The 16673-nt window shown below is 56.7% G+C and carries 13 protein-coding genes; 7 read left to right on the top strand and 6 right to left on the bottom strand.

Annotated elements, in window-relative coordinates; translation table 11 throughout:
• Positions 1-39 precede the first annotated feature (39 nt).
• From fusA to SOM82_RS10560, 3 genes are all read left to right on the top strand, one after another.
• On the top strand, positions 40-2142 hold the full coding sequence (gene fusA / locus SOM82_RS10570) for an elongation factor G (protein WP_320459540.1): 2103 nt from the start codon (positions 40-42) through the stop codon (positions 2140-2142).
• A gap of 274 nt (positions 2143-2416) precedes the next feature.
• The gene (locus SOM82_RS10565) at positions 2417-2785 is read left to right on the top strand and encodes an NlpC/P60 family protein (RefSeq protein WP_320459539.1); all 369 of its coding nucleotides are present in this window, start codon (positions 2417-2419) and stop codon (positions 2783-2785) included.
• Positions 2785-3228: a DUF3828 domain-containing protein gene (locus tag SOM82_RS10560; RefSeq protein WP_320459538.1), complete on the top strand. Its 444-nt coding sequence runs from the start codon at positions 2785-2787 to the stop codon at positions 3226-3228. The genes SOM82_RS10565 and SOM82_RS10560 overlap by 1 nt, the downstream gene beginning before the upstream one ends.
• A 26-nt stretch (positions 3229-3254) precedes the next feature.
• On the opposite strand, the gene SOM82_RS10555 is transcribed toward SOM82_RS10560, so the two are convergent.
• A complete protein-coding gene (locus tag SOM82_RS10555) occupies positions 3255-3827 on the bottom strand; it encodes a flavin reductase family protein (RefSeq protein WP_320459537.1) in 573 nt (190 codons plus the stop codon).
• A 138-nt stretch (positions 3828-3965) separates the two neighbouring features.
• Between SOM82_RS10555 and SOM82_RS10550 the strand changes: the two genes are divergently transcribed.
• The 4 genes from SOM82_RS10550 to nhoA all read left to right on the top strand — a co-directional run bounded on the left by SOM82_RS10550 (position 3966) and on the right by nhoA (position 8252).
• Positions 3966-4658 carry an ABC transporter ATP-binding protein gene (locus SOM82_RS10550; RefSeq protein WP_154125521.1) on the top strand — a complete coding sequence of 231 codons (693 nt, stop codon included), beginning with the start codon at positions 3966-3968 and terminating at the stop codon, positions 4656-4658.
• Positions 4655-5638 carry an ABC transporter substrate-binding protein gene (locus tag SOM82_RS10545; RefSeq protein WP_154125520.1) on the top strand — a complete coding sequence of 328 codons (984 nt, stop codon included), beginning with the start codon at positions 4655-4657 and terminating at the stop codon, positions 5636-5638. Before SOM82_RS10550 ends, SOM82_RS10545 begins: the two co-directional genes overlap by 4 nt.
• A 39-nt stretch (positions 5639-5677) precedes the next feature.
• On the top strand, positions 5678-7333 hold the full coding sequence (locus SOM82_RS10540; RefSeq protein ID WP_320459536.1) for an ABC transporter permease: 1656 nt from the start codon (positions 5678-5680) through the stop codon (positions 7331-7333).
• A gap of 73 nt (positions 7334-7406) precedes the next feature.
• Complete coding sequence (gene nhoA / locus SOM82_RS10535) at positions 7407-8252, top strand: N-hydroxyarylamine O-acetyltransferase (protein WP_320459535.1); 846 nt, start codon at positions 7407-7409, stop codon at positions 8250-8252.
• Positions 8253-8292: 40 nt separating this feature from the next.
• Here nhoA and narI read toward each other — a convergent pair whose 3' ends face one another.
• The 5 genes from narI to SOM82_RS10510 all read right to left on the bottom strand — a co-directional run bounded on the left by narI (position 8293) and on the right by SOM82_RS10510 (position 16466).
• Positions 8293-8973 carry a respiratory nitrate reductase subunit gamma gene (gene narI / locus SOM82_RS10530; RefSeq protein WP_154125518.1) on the bottom strand — a complete coding sequence of 227 codons (681 nt, stop codon included), beginning with the start codon at positions 8971-8973 and terminating at the stop codon, positions 8293-8295.
• On the bottom strand, positions 8970-9665 hold the full coding sequence (gene narW, locus SOM82_RS10525; protein WP_320459534.1) for a nitrate reductase molybdenum cofactor assembly chaperone: 696 nt from the start codon (positions 9663-9665) through the stop codon (positions 8970-8972). The genes narI and narW overlap by 4 nt, the downstream gene beginning before the upstream one ends.
• The gene (gene narH / locus SOM82_RS10520) at positions 9665-11209 is read right to left on the bottom strand and encodes a nitrate reductase subunit beta (RefSeq protein WP_320459533.1); all 1545 of its coding nucleotides are present in this window, start codon (positions 11207-11209) and stop codon (positions 9665-9667) included. The genes narW and narH overlap by 1 nt, the downstream gene beginning before the upstream one ends.
• The gene (locus tag SOM82_RS10515) at positions 11206-14946 is read right to left on the bottom strand and encodes a nitrate reductase subunit alpha (protein ID WP_320459532.1); all 3741 of its coding nucleotides are present in this window, start codon (positions 14944-14946) and stop codon (positions 11206-11208) included. Before SOM82_RS10515 ends, narH begins: the two co-directional genes overlap by 4 nt.
• Before the next feature lie 128 nt (positions 14947-15074).
• Entirely contained in the window at positions 15075-16466 is a 1392-nt protein-coding gene (locus tag SOM82_RS10510; protein ID WP_154125514.1) for a NarK family nitrate/nitrite MFS transporter, read from the bottom strand.
• Positions 16467-16673: the final 207 nt, after the last annotated feature.

The following is a 16673-nucleotide window of genomic DNA, read 5'->3' as shown; positions in this document are numbered from 1 at the left end:
CGGTCGTCACTCTCATGTCAATCTGACTAAGGACGCATCATGCCCCGACCCATCCCTCTCGAACGTTATCGCAACATCGGTATCTCCGCGCATATCGATGCCGGTAAAACGACCACCACCGAGCGCATTCTGTTTTACACCGGAATGAGCCACAAACTGGGTGAAGTCCACGATGGCGCGGCAACAACTGACTGGATGGCGCAGGAGCAAGAGCGCGGAATTACGATTACCTCCGCCGCCGTGAGCTGCTTCTGGCCGGGTATGGACCGCGGGTTTGAGCCGCATCGCATCAATATCATCGACACCCCGGGCCACGTGGATTTCACCATCGAAGTGGAGCGATCCATGCGCGTGCTGGATGGCGCAGTGATGGTGTATGACTCTGTTGGCGGCGTACAGCCGCAGTCGGAAACGGTATGGCGACAGGCCAATAAATACCATGTGCCGCGGCTGGCATTCGTCAACAAAATGGATCGCCCGGGGGCAGACTTCTTCCGCGTGGTGCAGATGATGATCGACCGTCTGAAAGCGAATCCGGTGCCGATTGTGATCCCCATTGGCGCGGAGGAGCATTTTACCGGGGTGGTTGACCTCATTAAAATGCGTGCGATTTTATGGGATGAAGCCACCCAGGGCATGACCTTCAGCTATGCGCCGGTCCCGGACGATTTGCTGAGCACCGCTAAAATCTGGCGAGAAAAAATGGTTTCGGCCGCCGCGGAAGCCAGCGATACGCTGATGGATAAATACCTGGAAACGGGCGATCTGGATGAGGCGGAAATCATCGACGGGCTGCGCAAACGCACTATTGCTGGCGAGATCCAGCCGATGCTGTGCGGCAGCGCCTTCAAAAACAAAGGCGTACAGCGGATGCTCGATGCGGTGATCGAACTGATGCCATCGCCGCTGGATGTTCCGGCTATTGATGGCGTGGATGAAAAAGGGCAACCGGCAGAGCGCCATCCAAGTGATGATGAACCGTTCTCTGCGCTGGCATTTAAACTGATGACCGATCCGTACGTGGGCCAGTTGACCTTTATCCGCGTCTATTCAGGCGTGCTGAAAAAAGGCGATGCGGTCTACAACCCGGTGAAAGGGAAGAAAGAGCGCATTGGCCGCATCGTACTGATGCATGCCAACGATCGTCATGAAGTGGACGAACTGCGCGCGGGCGATATCGCTGCCTGCGTGGGGCTGAAAGATGTGACGACGGGCGACACCCTGAGCGATCCGGATCACGTCATCACGCTTGAGCGGATGGAATTCCCTGAGCCGGTGATTTCGCTGGCAATCGAGCCGAAAACGAAGGCCGATCAGGAGAAAATGGGGATCGCCCTGCAGCGTCTGGCGGCAGAAGATCCGTCGTTCCGTCTGCATACCGACGAAGAGTCGGGCCAGACGATTATCTCCGGGATGGGCGAACTGCATCTGGAAATTATCGTCGACCGTATGAAACGCGAGTTTGGCGTCGAGGCCAACATCGGGCGGCCACAGGTGACCTACCGCGAGACGTTACGCAAGGCGGTGAAGGATATTGAAGGCAAATTCGTACGCCAGTCCGGCGGGAAAGGGCAGTACGGCCACGTGGTCCTGAGCCTGGAGCCGCTGGAGCCGGGCAGCGGATTTAAATTTGAAGATGCGACCAAAGGCGGCGTAGTACCGCGCGAGTATATTCCGTCAGTGGAGAAAGGCTTGCGCGAAGCCATGAACAGCGGGGTGCTGGCGGGGTATCCGGTTGTTGACGTGAAAGCGACCCTGACGTTTGGTTCGTATCATGACGTCGACTCCTCGGAAATGGCCTTCCGCATGGCGGCCATCTTCGGCTTCAAAGAGGGCGCGCGCAAAGCGGATCCGGCGATCCTTGAACCGGTCATGCAAGTGGAAGTCGAAACCCCGGAAGAGTACGCCGGTAATATTATGGGCGATCTCTCTTCCCGCCGCGGAATGGTGCAGGGCATGGAAGAACGCTTCGGCAGCCAGATTATCCGTGCTGATGTGCCGCTGGCGGAGATGTTTGGCTACGCAACCACGCTGCGATCGATGTCGCAGGGGCGCGCAACCTACAGCATGGAGTTTCACCATTACGCAGAGGCTCCGCGCAATGTCGCTGACGCGATTATCGCCAGCCGGGCAAAAGGGTAACAGGTAAAACCGTAAAATGCGCAGTCGATATCATCGGCTGCGCATTTTATTAAGTGCTTTTTCAGGTTCACTTTTTCATAGCCTCGACTGAATTTTCTCTGGTCCCAGAAAGAGTTGATGATTTTAAATATACAAAAATGTAATGTGTTATTTAACAACTGGTTTGTATTTCAATAAATGAAACACTCTGTCATCAATCATTTTTATTTGAAATTGACGAGGGAGATGCCGTATTAATAAAATCGAATTAGGTTAAACGCGTAAAGGGAATTTTATGAGCTGGAATAAAGATGCAGCAGTCCGCCATTTAAATGTTAGTGCGGGTGCGCATAGTCATCGTGATTGCGCAAAATATACACGTCAGGCCATTGAAGCGGGTGGAATTAAGATCGGAAGCACGTACTTTGCCAAAGATTATGGTCCATTGCTGGAACGAGCGGGTTTTAGTAAAGTTTTGCCAGCAGAAATCGTGCGCGCAGGTGATGTGATTGTTATTCAGTCCTATCCTGGTAATGATGCTGGCCATATGGCAATGTTTAACGGGACGATCTGGGTGTCGGATTTTCGCCAGCAAGCTGATGTTTATCCAGGCCCAGGATATCGGAAGTACATGCCTGCGTATCAAATTTACAGGAAGAATTAATGAGAATATTTATTTTAATCTGTTCTCTGCTCATGCTGTCAGCCTGTGCCCGATCCCCGGAGAAACAAACTGCCGAATTTTATCAATGGTACACCTCGGCAATTAACGAACCGAACGGGAAGATATTTTTTGCTTCGCCAGAATTAAATCGTTGGGTTGATAGTTCCACGATGGACAGGTTGAAAAAGGCTTATGAAAACGATGATGAAAATATCTATGCCGATTATTTTACTTATTCGCAAGATGTCAGTTCACAATGGCCTGGTAATATTATTGTGTCACCGTCTTATCATGTTCCGGGCGGTGTGGCGGTGAATGTCATGCTCGGCTCATGGGATGAGCCGAGCATGATGGGCTTTCTGACGGTTTACCTCGTTCAGAGGGACGGCGAATGGAAAATCACCCGGGTACGCATGCCGAAGATGGAACAGTATTTGCCGTAAGCATTATGCGTAAAAGCTCCGGACAATCACTCCGGCGCTTTTACGATCTTCCCGCTCGTCACAAAAGTTCCCGCCCCCAGGTGATGCAGCGTATTCAATTTATCCTCATCAAACTGCCAACGTCCGGCAAGGAACGCGCGTGCGTCGGCCGCTGCGGCGACCACTTCGCCGAACAGGGTATCGTACTTTTGCGCAGCGGAAGTGGCTGGCAGCAAACGGCACTCCATCCACGCCAGGCATTTTTCTTCAATCACCGGCAGACCCAGCACCGGACCGTTTATCGCCGGAATACCGTAGCAGTTAAATTTATCTTCATCACGTCCACTGACGCTGCCCACCGCGTAGGTCCAGTTAGCGGCGGCGACCCCGGGGATCACAATGCCGAACATGCCGCTGTGTTCAATGAGCTCGCGTGACCACGCGCTTTTGTCCACCACGATGGCTATCCGGGGCGGTTCAAATTCAACGGGCATCGACCAGGCGGCGGCCATGACATTACGGCGATCGATGCTCTCATCGCGGCTGGTGATCAGCACCGTTGGGCCGTGATTGAGCAGGCGGCTGGCGTGTTTTAATTCGACGGGGCGGAAGTGGCTCACAGGAACTCCTCAAACAGATGGGATACCGGCATTAAACGACTGAAGACCGTCTGAAATCAAGCCGTAACGCGAGCGTCATGCATTCGTCATACTGGCTACCTACAGTGGCGGACATTAAATCCCAAAGAGGATAACAAGATGGTCAGCGATATCTCGCTCAACGGCGTGTCGTACGCTTTTGGCGCCAACACGGTATTAAATCAGATCGATCTGCACATTGACGCAGGCAGCGTTGTGGCGCTGCTTGGCCCGTCTGGCTGTGGTAAAAGCACACTTCTGCGACTGCTCGCCGGGTTAACGCAACCGGCGCAGGGCGAGATCTTCTTCGGCGAACGTCTGGTCGCGAAGGCGGGCTGGTCACTGCCGCCCGACGCCCGCGATATCGGCATGGTTTTCCAGGATTATGCCCTGTGGCCGCACATGACGGTGGCGCAGAACGTCGCGTTCCCTCTCAAGATGCGCAATATCCGCCGTGATGAATGCAACGCCCGGGTGGCGCAAGCGCTTTCCCGCGTCGGCTTAAGTGATTTTGCTCAGCGCAAACCGGCAGGCTTATCCGGTGGGCAACAGCAGCGCGTGGCGCTCGCCCGCGCCATTATTGCCGAGCCTCGGGTTCTGCTGTTTGACGAACCGCTCTCCAATCTGGATAGCGAACTGCGTGAATCACTGTGTCTGGAGATGGCGACGCTGCTGCGTCAGCTCGGCACGACAGCCGTCTACGTTACCCACGACCGCCGGGAGGCTGAAATCCTGGCCGATCGCATCGTGCATTTGTCTGCTGGCAGCGTCGCTGCCGATCGTTTGATTTCATCCTCAGGGGAGTTCGCATGAAAGCCACCATTTCGACGAAAAAAAGGTCCGTGAAAAAGGGAGTTCTGTTAGCAATGGCGTTATCTTCCGTCATGATCTCCAGCGCTCATGCGCTGACCGTTTACACCGCAGGTCCGGGATCGCTTGCCAAAAATCTCGCCAGCGGATTCGAAAAGAAAACCGGCGTTAAAGTGGATATTTTCCAGGCGACCACCGGTAAAGTGATGGCGCGTCTGGAGGCGGAGCAGGCCAATCCACAGGCCGACATTCTGATTTCTGCTTCATGGGACACCGCTGAAGATCTGCACAACCGCGGCTGGCTGCTGCCGTATCAGAGCGGCAATGCCGCCCACGTCCCGGCCGATCTGAAGTCTGCCGATTTTGTCGCGCAGGGCGTCTCCGCCCTCGGGATTGTGTGGAACACCAAAAGCGGTACCCCGGAACCCAAAGAGTGGCAGGATCTGACGACCGACGCGTTTAAAGATAACGTCACCACGCCCGATCCGGCTCTGTCGGGCGCATCGCTGGATTTGCTGATCGGTCTGCAAAATGGCATGGGCGACAAGGCCTGGACGCTGTTCGATGCGCTGAAAAAGAACGGTATGGTGGTCAGCGGCCCGAACGCTCAGGCGGTAACGCCAGTGATGCAAGGGGCCAAAGCGGCGGTGTTTGGCGCGGTGGACTATGTCTCTTTCGGCAATATCCATCAGGGTGAATCCCTGAAAGTGATCTTCCCGGCCAGCGGAACGGTGATTGCTCCACGGCCAATGATGATTTTGAAATCGACACCGCACGCTGACGACGCCAAAGCCTTTGTTGACTATGTGCTGTCGCCGGAAGGCCAGGCGATGGTAGCCGACGCCTGGCTGATGCCCGCACGTGACGACGTTCAGGCCAGGCGACCGCTCCTCAATGAGCTGAAAATCCTCCCGACCAAAAGTGATGGCGCCAGCGAACGCAGCGCTATTCTCAAGCGCTTTAACACGCTTTTCTCTCTGTAATTCATCCGGCGGGGGCAACCCCGTCTTCAGGATCTTCTCGTGAAACAGCGATTGATTTCGGTTACGACGCTCGCCTTGCTCATTATCCTGGTGGCGCTGCCGCTCTCCTTTATTGTGCTGCAGGCCATATTCCCGCAGTTTAGCGCCGGTTCGTTTTCCGACCCGTTCGGGGGCGTCAGCGCGCTGTTTGCCGAGCCGCACTTGCCCGCGATGCTCGGCGGTACGTTGCAGATAGCGTTCGGGGTTGCCCTGGTAAGTGCGCTAATCGGATTTCCGCTGGGGGTGGCGAGGGGCTTATTGACGCTACCGCTGCCACGCCTGTGGGATCTGCTTTTCCTGATCCCGTTTTTAACGCCACCCTATATCGCGGCGCTCTCCTGGATGCTGGTGCTCCAGACCAACGGCTATTTGCAGCAGTTAACGGGTATTTCGCTAAACGATCTGCTGTTCAGTAAAACCGGGATTGTGCTGGTGATGGCGCTGAATATTTTCCCGGTGGTCTATTTTGCGGTCTCACGGAGCCTGCTCGCCAGCGGTCAGCGTCTGGCGCTGGTGGCCCGCGTCCACGGGGCCAGCGCGGGAAGGGCATTCTGGCACATTACGCTGCCCATGCTCTCGCCCGCGCTGGCAGCGGGGATGCTGCTGGCGTTTACGCTGGCGATTGAAGAGTTTGGCGTGCCCGCCGCGCTGGGAACCCGCGCCGGGGTGGTGATGCTCACAACCGACATCGAAAAGAAGCTGGCGGACTGGCCGATTGATCTCTCCGGCGCGTCCATGTTATCGGTGCTGCTGGTCGCCATCGCATTGTGCGCCTGGGGCGTGCAGAAAAAGCTGACCGGTCATCACGACGTCACCAGTATTACCGGCAAGCCAACGGAAAATATGGGGGCCAATGCGGGAGGGTGGACGTTTCCTGTGGTGGCCGGGATGGCGCTCACCGGTTTCGTCGCGGTAATTTTACCTGGCGCATCAATGGCGCTGTCCGGGGTGTTGGGTACGTTGTCCGCGGGTGTGACGCTTGAAAATGTGACGTTGTCACATTATGCGGCGCTCTTTAGCCAGCAGGGCGATGCGCTGTCTGCGCTGGGAACCAGTCTGTCTCTGGCGCTGGGGGCGGCATCTGTTACCGGGCTGCTCGGGTTGTTGGCCTCCTGGCTGGTTGTGGTGCAGAAGATCAACGGGCGAGCATGGATCGACGCGCTGTCACTGATGCCGGCAGCTCTGCCAGGGGTGGTCGTTGGGGTCGGTTTGATCCTGCTGTGGAACCGACCCTTCTGGTGGGTTTCGCCCTACAACAGCTGGGCGATTCTGCTACTTTCGTATTGCTGCTTACTGCTGCCCTGGCCGGTGCGCTATATCGGCAGCGCGTTACGCCAGCTTGGCGGTAATCTGGAACCCGCTGCCCGCGTACATGGCGCATCGGCATTACAGGCGCTGCGTTATATCGTGTTGCCGCTGGTTTCACCCGCCATGCTGGCGGCGATGCTGATGGTGTTTGCAATCGCATCGCGCGAGCTGGTGACGTCGCTGTTGCTTGCCCCGGCGGGAACGCAGACGGTTTCTGTGTTTATCTGGCGGCAGTTTGAACAGGGATCGGTTGGACAAGGCATGGCAATGGCGACGCTCACGCTGCTCACCGGACTGTTCCTGATGCTGACGGCGCTCAACATTATGCAGCGCAGCGCGCGTGGGTAAAAAAGCACATTTGCGCCAGTGGGACGGCCAAAATAGTTTATAAACAAGGAATATTTCAAACAGGAAGCCCACTATGTCCCCATTTCTGAGTGCGTATTTTGCCCGTATCGACTGGCAGCAGCCGGTGGCTGTAGACATCGACACGCTGCGGGCGCTGCATTTAAGCCACAACTGCGCGATCCCCTTTGAAAATATCGACGTCGTTTTGCCCCGGGAAATTCAGCTCGACGATCACAGCGTGGCGGATAAGCTGGTTTCCGCCCGCCGCGGTGGCTACTGCTTTGAGCAGAATGGTCTTTTCGAACGCGTCCTGCGTGAAATCGGCTTTAACGTCCGCAGCCTGCTGGGCCGCGTGGTGCTGGCGAACCCGCCGCAAATGCCGCCGCGAACCCATCGTCTGCTGCTGGTTGAACTCAACGGCGAGCGCTGGATCGCGGATGTCGGCTTTGGCGGACAGACGCTGACGGCGCCCATCCGTTTGAGTGCCGGTGAGGAGCAGGTCACGCCGCACGGCCGGTATCGCCTGCTCAACGAGGGCAATGAGTGGGTGTTACAGTTCAGCCATCATGAGCACTGGCAGTCGATGTACCATTTTGATCTGGCGACGCAATATTCCAGCGATTACGTGATGGGAAATTTCTGGTCAGCACACTGGCCGCAATCGCATTTCCGTCATCATCTGTTGATGTGTCGGCATCTGCCCGACGGCGGCAAACTGACGCTCACCAACTATCACTTTACCCACTGGCAGGGCACGCATGCCGTTGAAACACTGAATCTACCGGATGCCGCCGCGCTATACATTCTCATGCAGGAGCGATTTGGTTTAGGGGTAAATGATGCCAGGCATGGATTTACCCTGACGGAACTGACCGCGGTAATGGCCGGATTTGATACCCATCCCGACGCGGGAAAATAGGGGGGGAATGCCCGGTGGCGTTGCGCTCACCGGGCAAAAATCAGCGGCGCGATCTCACCACCTGATAACGGCGGGTTAAATACTCCACCGGCGCGCTCCAGACGTGCACCAGCCGGGTGAACGGGAACAGCAAGAAGATAGTCATGCCCAGCACCAGATGCACGCGGAAGACAGGCGCCACGCCGTCAAGATACGCAGATGCACCGCCGTGGAAGGTCACCACCGCCTGCGCCCAGTCCACCAGTTTCAGCATTTCACTGCCGTCGGGGTGTTGCGCGGAGAACGGAATCGTCGCCAGGCCAAGAATACACTGCACCAGCAGCACGCACAGAATCAGAATATCCGCGGTGGAAGAGGTTGCGCGGATACGCGGATTGGTTAACCGCCGCACCAGTAAACCCGCACCGCCCACCAGCGTCAGCACACCGCAGACGCCGCCGAGAATCATCGCCATCAGCTGTTTTTGCGACATTGGCAGGAACCACGAATAGACCCAGTGCGGCGTTAGCATCCCGAAGGCGTGGCCGAAAAAGATCCCCAGAATGCCGATATGGAACAGATTTGACCACAGCACCATACCGCGTTTATCGAGCATCTGGCTGGACGAGGCGCGCCAGGTATATTGCCCGTAATCGTAGCGCAGCCAGCTTCCGAGCAGGAAAACCGTCCCGCACAGATACGGGTAGATGTCGTAAAAAAAGACGTTGAGAAAGTGCATCATTTCGGGCCTCCGGCACTGACGTCCACGTACTGAGGCGCGACGTCCTGGCTAAAGCGTCGTTGATATTGCTGCATCGGCGAGCTGTCGCACGCCGTGGCGTTGTCTTCGATAAACTTCACCTGTTCCTCTTCCCATACCGCATCCAGCGCCTGGCGGGTATCATCGCGCGGTTCTGTCGCCACCTGTTTGGTGACACTGTCACTTGTCAGGGGGCTTGCGGCAAGCTGAAGCAGTGCGTCAAACAGTTGATAATGCTGCACACCGCGTTGCTTTAGCCGTCCGCCGATCAGCGCCAGAATAGGGGCAATGTTCTGTAACCCCTCGCGCGCCTCGGCGTCGGAGACAATACTCAGATACTCCAGGTACAGCGGCAGATAGTCCGGCAGCTCGCGGCAATCCAGCTGTAAGCCTGCTTTTTCATACTGACTCATCAGATCGACCATCGCCTGACCGCGATCGCGCGACTCGGCGTGAACATGCTCGAATAACAGCAACGATGTCGCGCGTCCGCGTTCAAAGACCTCGCACCACTGGGCCTGTTTGTCGAGTAGCGACTCGCCAAGATGCTGCTGCGCAAACGGCAGCAGCGACGGGGCATCGAGTGCTATCAGGGAAAGGGCTTCATCGCGGTTTTCCCATAGCGCGTCGTCAGGGTATTCAATCAGCAACGCAATGATTTTGAGGATCCGCATTACTCTCCCTCCCCGTGTTCACGCACCTCGGAGATATTGATGGCATCAATGCGATGGCTGTTGAAGAGGTTGAATTTGGTGTCCGAACCGTGGCAACCGTCGCCGAAGGTAAATCCGCAGCCATTTTTCTCCGGGAAGGCGTCACGCGCCATTTCGCGGTGGCTGGTGGGGATCACAAAGCGGTCTTCGTAGTTGGCAATCGCCAGGTAGCGGTACATCTCTTCCACCTGTTCCACGCTCAGACCCACTTCTTCGATGGCGCGCGTGTCGGTGACCCCTTCGACGGTTTGCGAGCGTTTGTAATGACGCATCGCCATCATGCGTTTCAGGGCGCGCAGCACCGGGCCGGTATCGCCCGCACTCAGCATATTCGCCAGATACTGAACCGGAATACGCAGGCTTTCGACGGCGGGCAGGATGCTGTCGGTTTGCGGCAGACCGCCGGCATCGGCGTAGGACTGGATCGGTGACAGCGGCGGCACATACCAGACCATCGGCAGGGTACGGTATTCCGGGTGCAGCGGCAGGGCCAGCTTCCAGTCCATCGCCATTTTATACACCGGCGAGCGCTGGGCGGCGTCGATCACGTTCTGCGGAATGCCCTGTTTCAGCGCTTCCTCAATCACCGCCGGATCGTTCGGATTCAGGAACACATCGCACTGACGTTCATACAGATCGGTTTCGTGCTCGGTGCTCGCCGCCTCTTCGATGCGATCCGCATCGTACAGCAGCACGCCCAGATAGCGAATACGGCCCACGCAGGTTTCCGAGCAGACGGTCGGCTGGCCGGATTCGATACGCGGGTAGCAGAAGATGCATTTTTCAGACTTGCCGCTCTTCCAGTTGAAGTAGATTTTTTTATACGGGCAGCCGCTGATGCACATCCGCCAGCCGCGGCATTTGTCCTGGTCGATCAGGACAATCCCGTCCTCTTCACGTTTGTAGATCGCGCCGCTCGGGCAGGTGGCGACACAGCTTGGATTCAGACAGTGCTCGCACAGCCGCGGGAGATACATCATGAAGGTGTTTTCGAACTGGCCGTACATCTCTTTTTGCATGTTTTCGAAATTACGGTCGCGGGCGCGTTTTTCGAACTCGCCGCCGAGCAACTCTTCCCAGTTGGGGCCGCCGACGATTTTATCCATCCGCTTACCGCTGATCAGCGATCGCGGGCGGGCGGTAGGGAGGTGATCGCTATCCTTGGCGCGGTGCAGATCCTGATAGTCAAAGGTGAAGGGTTCGTAATAGTCGTCAATACCCGGCAGCGACGGGTTGGCGAAGATTTTCGACAGCACGCCGATACGTCCGCCGAGCCGCGGGGTGAGTTTGCCGGTGATGCCGCGCACCCAGCCGCCTTGCCACTCCTCCTGATCTTCCCAGTTTTTCGGATAGCCGATGCCCGGCTTGGTTTCGACGTTGTTAAACCACGCGTATTCCATGCCTTCGCGCCCGGTCCAGACGTTTTTGCACGTCACCGAGCAGGTGTGACAGCCAATGCACTTATCGAGATTCAGTACCATTCCAACCTGTGAGCGTATTTTCATTTTTTCGCCTCCTGTACCTGATCCCGACCTTCGCCATCCAGCCAGTTGATGTTTTTCATCTTGCGGATCATGATGAACTCGTCGCGGTTCGAGCCGACGGTGCCGTAATAATTAAAGCTGTACGCCAGCTGGGCGTAGCCGCCAATCATGTGCGTCGGTTTTGGGCAGACGCGGGTGACCGAGTTATGAATACCGCCGCGTCGTCCGGTGACTTCGGAACCGGGAATATTCAGAATGCGCTCCTGCGCGTGGTACATCATGGTCATGCCCGGCGGCACGCGCTGGCTCACTACCGCGCGGGCGGTGAGGGCGCCGTTGGCGTTAAAGGCTTCGATCCAGTCGTTGTCCTCAATCCCCAGCTCCCGGGCGTCGGTTTCGCTGATCCAGACAATCGGTCCGCCGCGCGACAGGGTTTGCATCAGCAGGTTTTCGCTGTAGGTGGAGTGAATGCCCCATTTCTGGTGCGGCGTCAGGAAATTAAGCGCTTTCTCCGGGAAGCCGTTTGGCGGGATATCGCGCATATGCGTCACGCTGCGGGTATCAATCGGCGGACGATAGGCGACCAGGCTTTCGCCGAAGGCGCGCATCCACTGATGATCCTGATAAAGCTGCTGGCGTCCGGAGAGCGTGCGCCACGGGATCAGCTCGTGAACGTTGGTGTACCCGGCGTTATAAGAGACATGTTCACTCTCAATGCCGGACCAGGTCGGGCTGGAGATGATTTTGCGCGGCTGGGCCTGGATATCGCGAAAACGGATTTTCTCGTCTTCTTTGTTCAGCGCCAGATGGGTGTGATCTCGTCCGGTGAGCTGTCCGAGCGCCGCCCAGGCTTTGACCGCCACATGCCCGTTGGTTTCCGGCGCCAGGGCTAAAATCACCTCCGAGGCGTCAATGGCGGTATCAATCAGCGGGCGACCTTTTGCCGGGCCGTCGAGCTTGACGTAGTTGAGTTTGCCAAGAAAATCGACTTCGTCCTGGGTGTTCCATGAGATGCCTTTCCCGCCGTTACCGAGCTTGTCCATCAGCGGACCTAACGCGGTAAAACGCTCCCAGGTGTCCGGATAATGACGCTCCACCACGGCAATCGTGGGCGCGGTTTTACCGGGGATCAGATCGCATTCGCCTTTGCGCCAGTCCTGGATATCAAACGGCTGCGACAGCTCCGCCGGAGAGTCATGCTGCAAAGGTTGCAGCACCACGTCGGTTTCGGTGCCCAGATGACCGACGCACACTTGCGAAAAGACTTTGGCGATCCCTTTGTAGATTTCCCAGTCGCTGCGCGATTCCCACGCCGGATCGACGGCGGCAGAAAGTGGATGAATAAACGGATGCATGTCCGAGGTGTTCATGTCGTCTTTTTCGTACCAGGTGGCGGTCGGCAACACGATATCGGAAAACAGACAGGTACTGGACATGCGGAAATCGAGGGTCACCAGCAGATCAAGCTTGCCTTCGATGGCGGCGGTCTGCCATTCCACCTCTTCCGGTTTAACGTCATCCGTTGAGCCGAGATCGTCGCCCTGAATGCCGCTCTCGGTGCCGAGCAGGTATTTGAGCATGTATTCGTGGCCTTTCCCGGACGACCCCAGCAGGTTAGATCGCCAGACAAACAGATTGCGCGGATGGTTTTTGCCGTTGTCCGGCTGTTCGCAGGCGAAGCGTATATCGCCCGATTTTAGCGCCTGTACGGTGTACTCCTGCGGTGACATCCCGGCGGCGTCGGCCCGCGCTTTAATGTGCAGCGGATTGATATCGAGCTGCGGGGCGGAGGGCAGCCAGCCCATGCGTTCCGCGCGCACGTTGAAGTCGATCAGGTGGCCGGTAAATTTAGAGGTATCCGCCAGCGGGGAGAGCAGTTCGCGGGCGGTTAGTTTTTCATAACGCCACTGGCTGGCGTGATTGTAGAAATACGACGTGCTGTTCATCTGGCGCGGCGGGCGGTTCCAGTCGAGGGCAAAGGCCAGCGGCAGCCAGCCGGTTTGGGGCCGCAGCTTTTCCTGACCCACATAGTGCGACCAGCCGCCACCGCTTTTACCGACACAGCCGCAGAACACCAGCATGTTGATCATCCCACGGTAGTTCATGTCCATGTGATACCAGTGGTTAACGCCCGCGCCGAGAATGATCATCGACCGCCCGTGGGTTTTGTGGGCGGTATCGGCAAACTCTCGGGCAATTTGCTCAATATGCCGACGCGGAACGCCGGTGATCTGCTCGCCCCAGGCCGGAGAATAGGCTTTGATCTCGGCGTAATCTTTTACGGCATTGTCGTCTTCCAGACCGCGGTCCAGGCCATAGTTCGCCAGGATCAGATCGTAAACGCTGGCGACCTGCTGCTGGCGACCATCGGCAAGTGTCAGGGTTTTGGTCGGTACTTTACGCAGCAGCACCGGCTCTTGTTTGACGCTGCGAAAATGCGGATTTTCATTGCCGCCGAAATAGGGGAACGCCACATTCGCGACCTGATCGTGGGTGATGAGCAAAGAGAGCGTCAGCTCGGTTTCCTGACCGGCGGCCAGAGGCTCAAGGTTCCATTTGCCTTTTTCGCCCCAGCGGAAACCAATCGAGCCGTTCGGCGCCACCAGGCCCCCGGCGATATCGAAGGCGACCGTTTTCCACTCCGGATTATTCTCTTCGCCAAGGCCGTCCGCCAAATCGGAAGCACGCAGCATTCGTCCCGGCACCAGGCTGCCATTTTCGCCCGCATCCAGCATCACCAGCATCGGCATATCGGTGTAGCGACGGCAGTAGTTGAGGAAATAGTCGCTCGGGTTATCGAGGTGAAACTCTTTCAGGATTACATGGCCCATTGCCATCGCCAGCGCGCTGTCCGTGCCTTGCTTCGGTGCCAGCCACTGATCGCTCAGTTTGGCGACTTCCGAGAAGTCCGGCGTAATGGCGATGGTTTTGGTGCCTTTGTAGCGCACTTCGGTAAAGAAATGGGCGTCCGGGGTACGCGTCTGCGGCACGTTAGAGCCCCAGGCGATGATGTAGCTGGAGTTGTACCAGTCGGCCGATTCCGGCACATCGGTTTGCTCGCCCCAGGTCATCGGCGAGGCGGGCGGTAAATCGCAGTACCAGTCGTAAAAACTCAGACAGGTGCCGCCGAGCAGGGAAAGATAGCGCGTGCCCGCGGCGTAAGAGACCATCGACATCGCCGGGATCGGTGAAAAACCCGCAACCCGATCCGGGCCGAAATGTTTAATCGTCCAGACGTTAGCGGCCGCGATCAGCTGGTTGAGCTCTTTCCAGTTCGAGCGGACGAAGCCGCCATGGCCGCGGGCCTGTTTGTAGCTTTTGGTTTTTTGCGGATCGCTCATGATCGCGTTCCACGCCAGCACCGGGTCGCTATGCTGGCCCAGCGCTTCGCGCCACAGCTCGATCAATTTGCGGCGCACCAGCGGGTATTTCAGGCGGTTGGCGCTGTACAGATACCAGGAGTAACTCGCGCCGCGCGGGCATCCACGCGGTTCATGGTTGGGCAGATCGGGGCGGGTGCGCGGATAGTCTGTTTGCTGGGTTTCCCACGTCACCAGGCCGTTTTTGACATAAATCTTCCAGCTGCAGGAGCCGGTACAGTTCACGCCGTGAGTGGAACGCACAATTTTATCGAACTGCCAGCGCTGGCGATAGCTGTCTTCCCAGTCGCGGTTGGTGTGCATCACCTGTCCGTGCCCGTCGGCGAAGGTATCGCCTTTTTGTTTGAAATAGCGAAAGCGGTCCAACAGTTTACTCATGACGTTTCTCCTGACGGGGCGACGCCCACCCCGTGGTTACACTGCTCACAAAGTATCGAATACTCTTTCCCGGTCCTGCTTCAGCGGGTATGTACGGCGGCTGTCGCCCTGAAATATTCAGGGTCTGATTATGATTTGACGTGCTTCTGACGGCGGCCATAGACCAGCCAGGTGACAAACACGCAGACGATGTAGAACACTAAAAAGACTTTCATGGCGCCCACCGGCGAACCGGTCATCGCCAGCGAAGTGCCAAAGGCTTTAGGAATGAAGAATCCGCCGACGGCGCCAATGGCTGAGATAAAACCCAGCGCCGCCGCGGTATCGGTCACGGCTTCGTGCTGCGCCTGCTCATCCGTACCGCCGCGCATTTTCACTTTATAAAGCGTGATCTGCCGGAAAATTACGGCGATCATCTGGAACGTGGAGCCGCTACCCAAACCGGCGGTCAGGAACAGTCCCATAAAGACGAGGTAAAATGCGGTGAAGTTCCCGGAGCCGGAACCCGGCAGAGTCAGGAACAGCAGGGCGCTGAAAACCGCCATGAGGATAAAGTTCACCAGCGTCACGCGCACGCCGCCGAGCTTATCCGACACCACGCCACCCGCCGAGCGCGCCAGCGCCCCGATTAACGGGCCGAAAAAGGCGAGATGCAGAATATTCACGTCCGGGAACTGGGTTTTAGCCAGCATCGCAAAACCGGCGGAGAAGCCGATAAAAGAGCCAAATGTCGCCAGATAGAGCAGGCTCAGCAGCCACAGGTGCGGCTGTTTCAGCACGGGAAGCTGGCTGGCAATGGAGGCTTTGGAGCTGGCGATATCGTTCATGCCAAAAAAAGCGGCGATCGTGGCCAGCAGCAGCAGCGGTGCCCAGATCCAGGCCGCATTGGCAAGCGAAAGGGTGGAACCATCATCCTGCGGCACGCCGTGTACGCCGAGAAAAGCGAACATCGGCAGAAAAATGACAACCGGAGCCACCATTTGCATCACGCTGACGCCCAAATTCCCCAGGCCACCGTTAATCCCCAGCGCGCTGCCTTGTTTTGATTTGGGGAAGAAAAAGCTGATGTTACCCATGCTGGAGGCAAAGTTAGCGCCTGCAAAGCCGCACAATAGCGCGATGGTGATAAATACCCAATAAGGCGTGGCGGTATTCTGGACGGCAATCCCCAGCCAGACGCAGGGAATAATCAAAATAACGGTGCTTAATACGGTCCAGTAGCGTCCGCCGAATATGGGCACCATAAAGGAATAGGGGACACGCAATATTGCGCCGGAGAGAGAAGGTAACGCCGTTAACATGAAAAGCTGATCGGTGGTGAAATTAAATCCCACCTTATTAAGATTCACCGCAACAGCGCTAAATAACATCCACACGCAGAAGGCCAGAAGCAGGCACGCGACGGAGATCCATAGGTTTCGTCGGGCGATGTGTTTCCCTTTATTCTCCCAAAATGCGGCGTTTTCTGGTTTCCAGTTATTTAAAAGATAATGATTATTTTTCTCGTTTTGTTGTGACATATCGCCCTCGGACTTACCCGTAAATTACAGAAAAGTGAAGTGAAAACAGGCGGATGCCTGACGTTATGTATGAATATTTTATTGGGTGTTTTCGGATGCTTCTGAAAGGATAGATAAGAAAGCGAATCCCTGAAATTAAGAGGGGAAAGATGATTCGCTTAATGTGTTACTAATTGTAAAATGTTGCAGTTTTAAATACTCAGGAAG

Origin of the sequence: Lelliottia sp. CFBP8978 (assembly GCF_034046055.2) — a bacterium.
Lineage (GTDB): Bacteria > Pseudomonadota > Gammaproteobacteria > Enterobacterales > Enterobacteriaceae > Enterobacter.
This window is presented reverse-complemented; position numbering and strand designations above follow the sequence as displayed.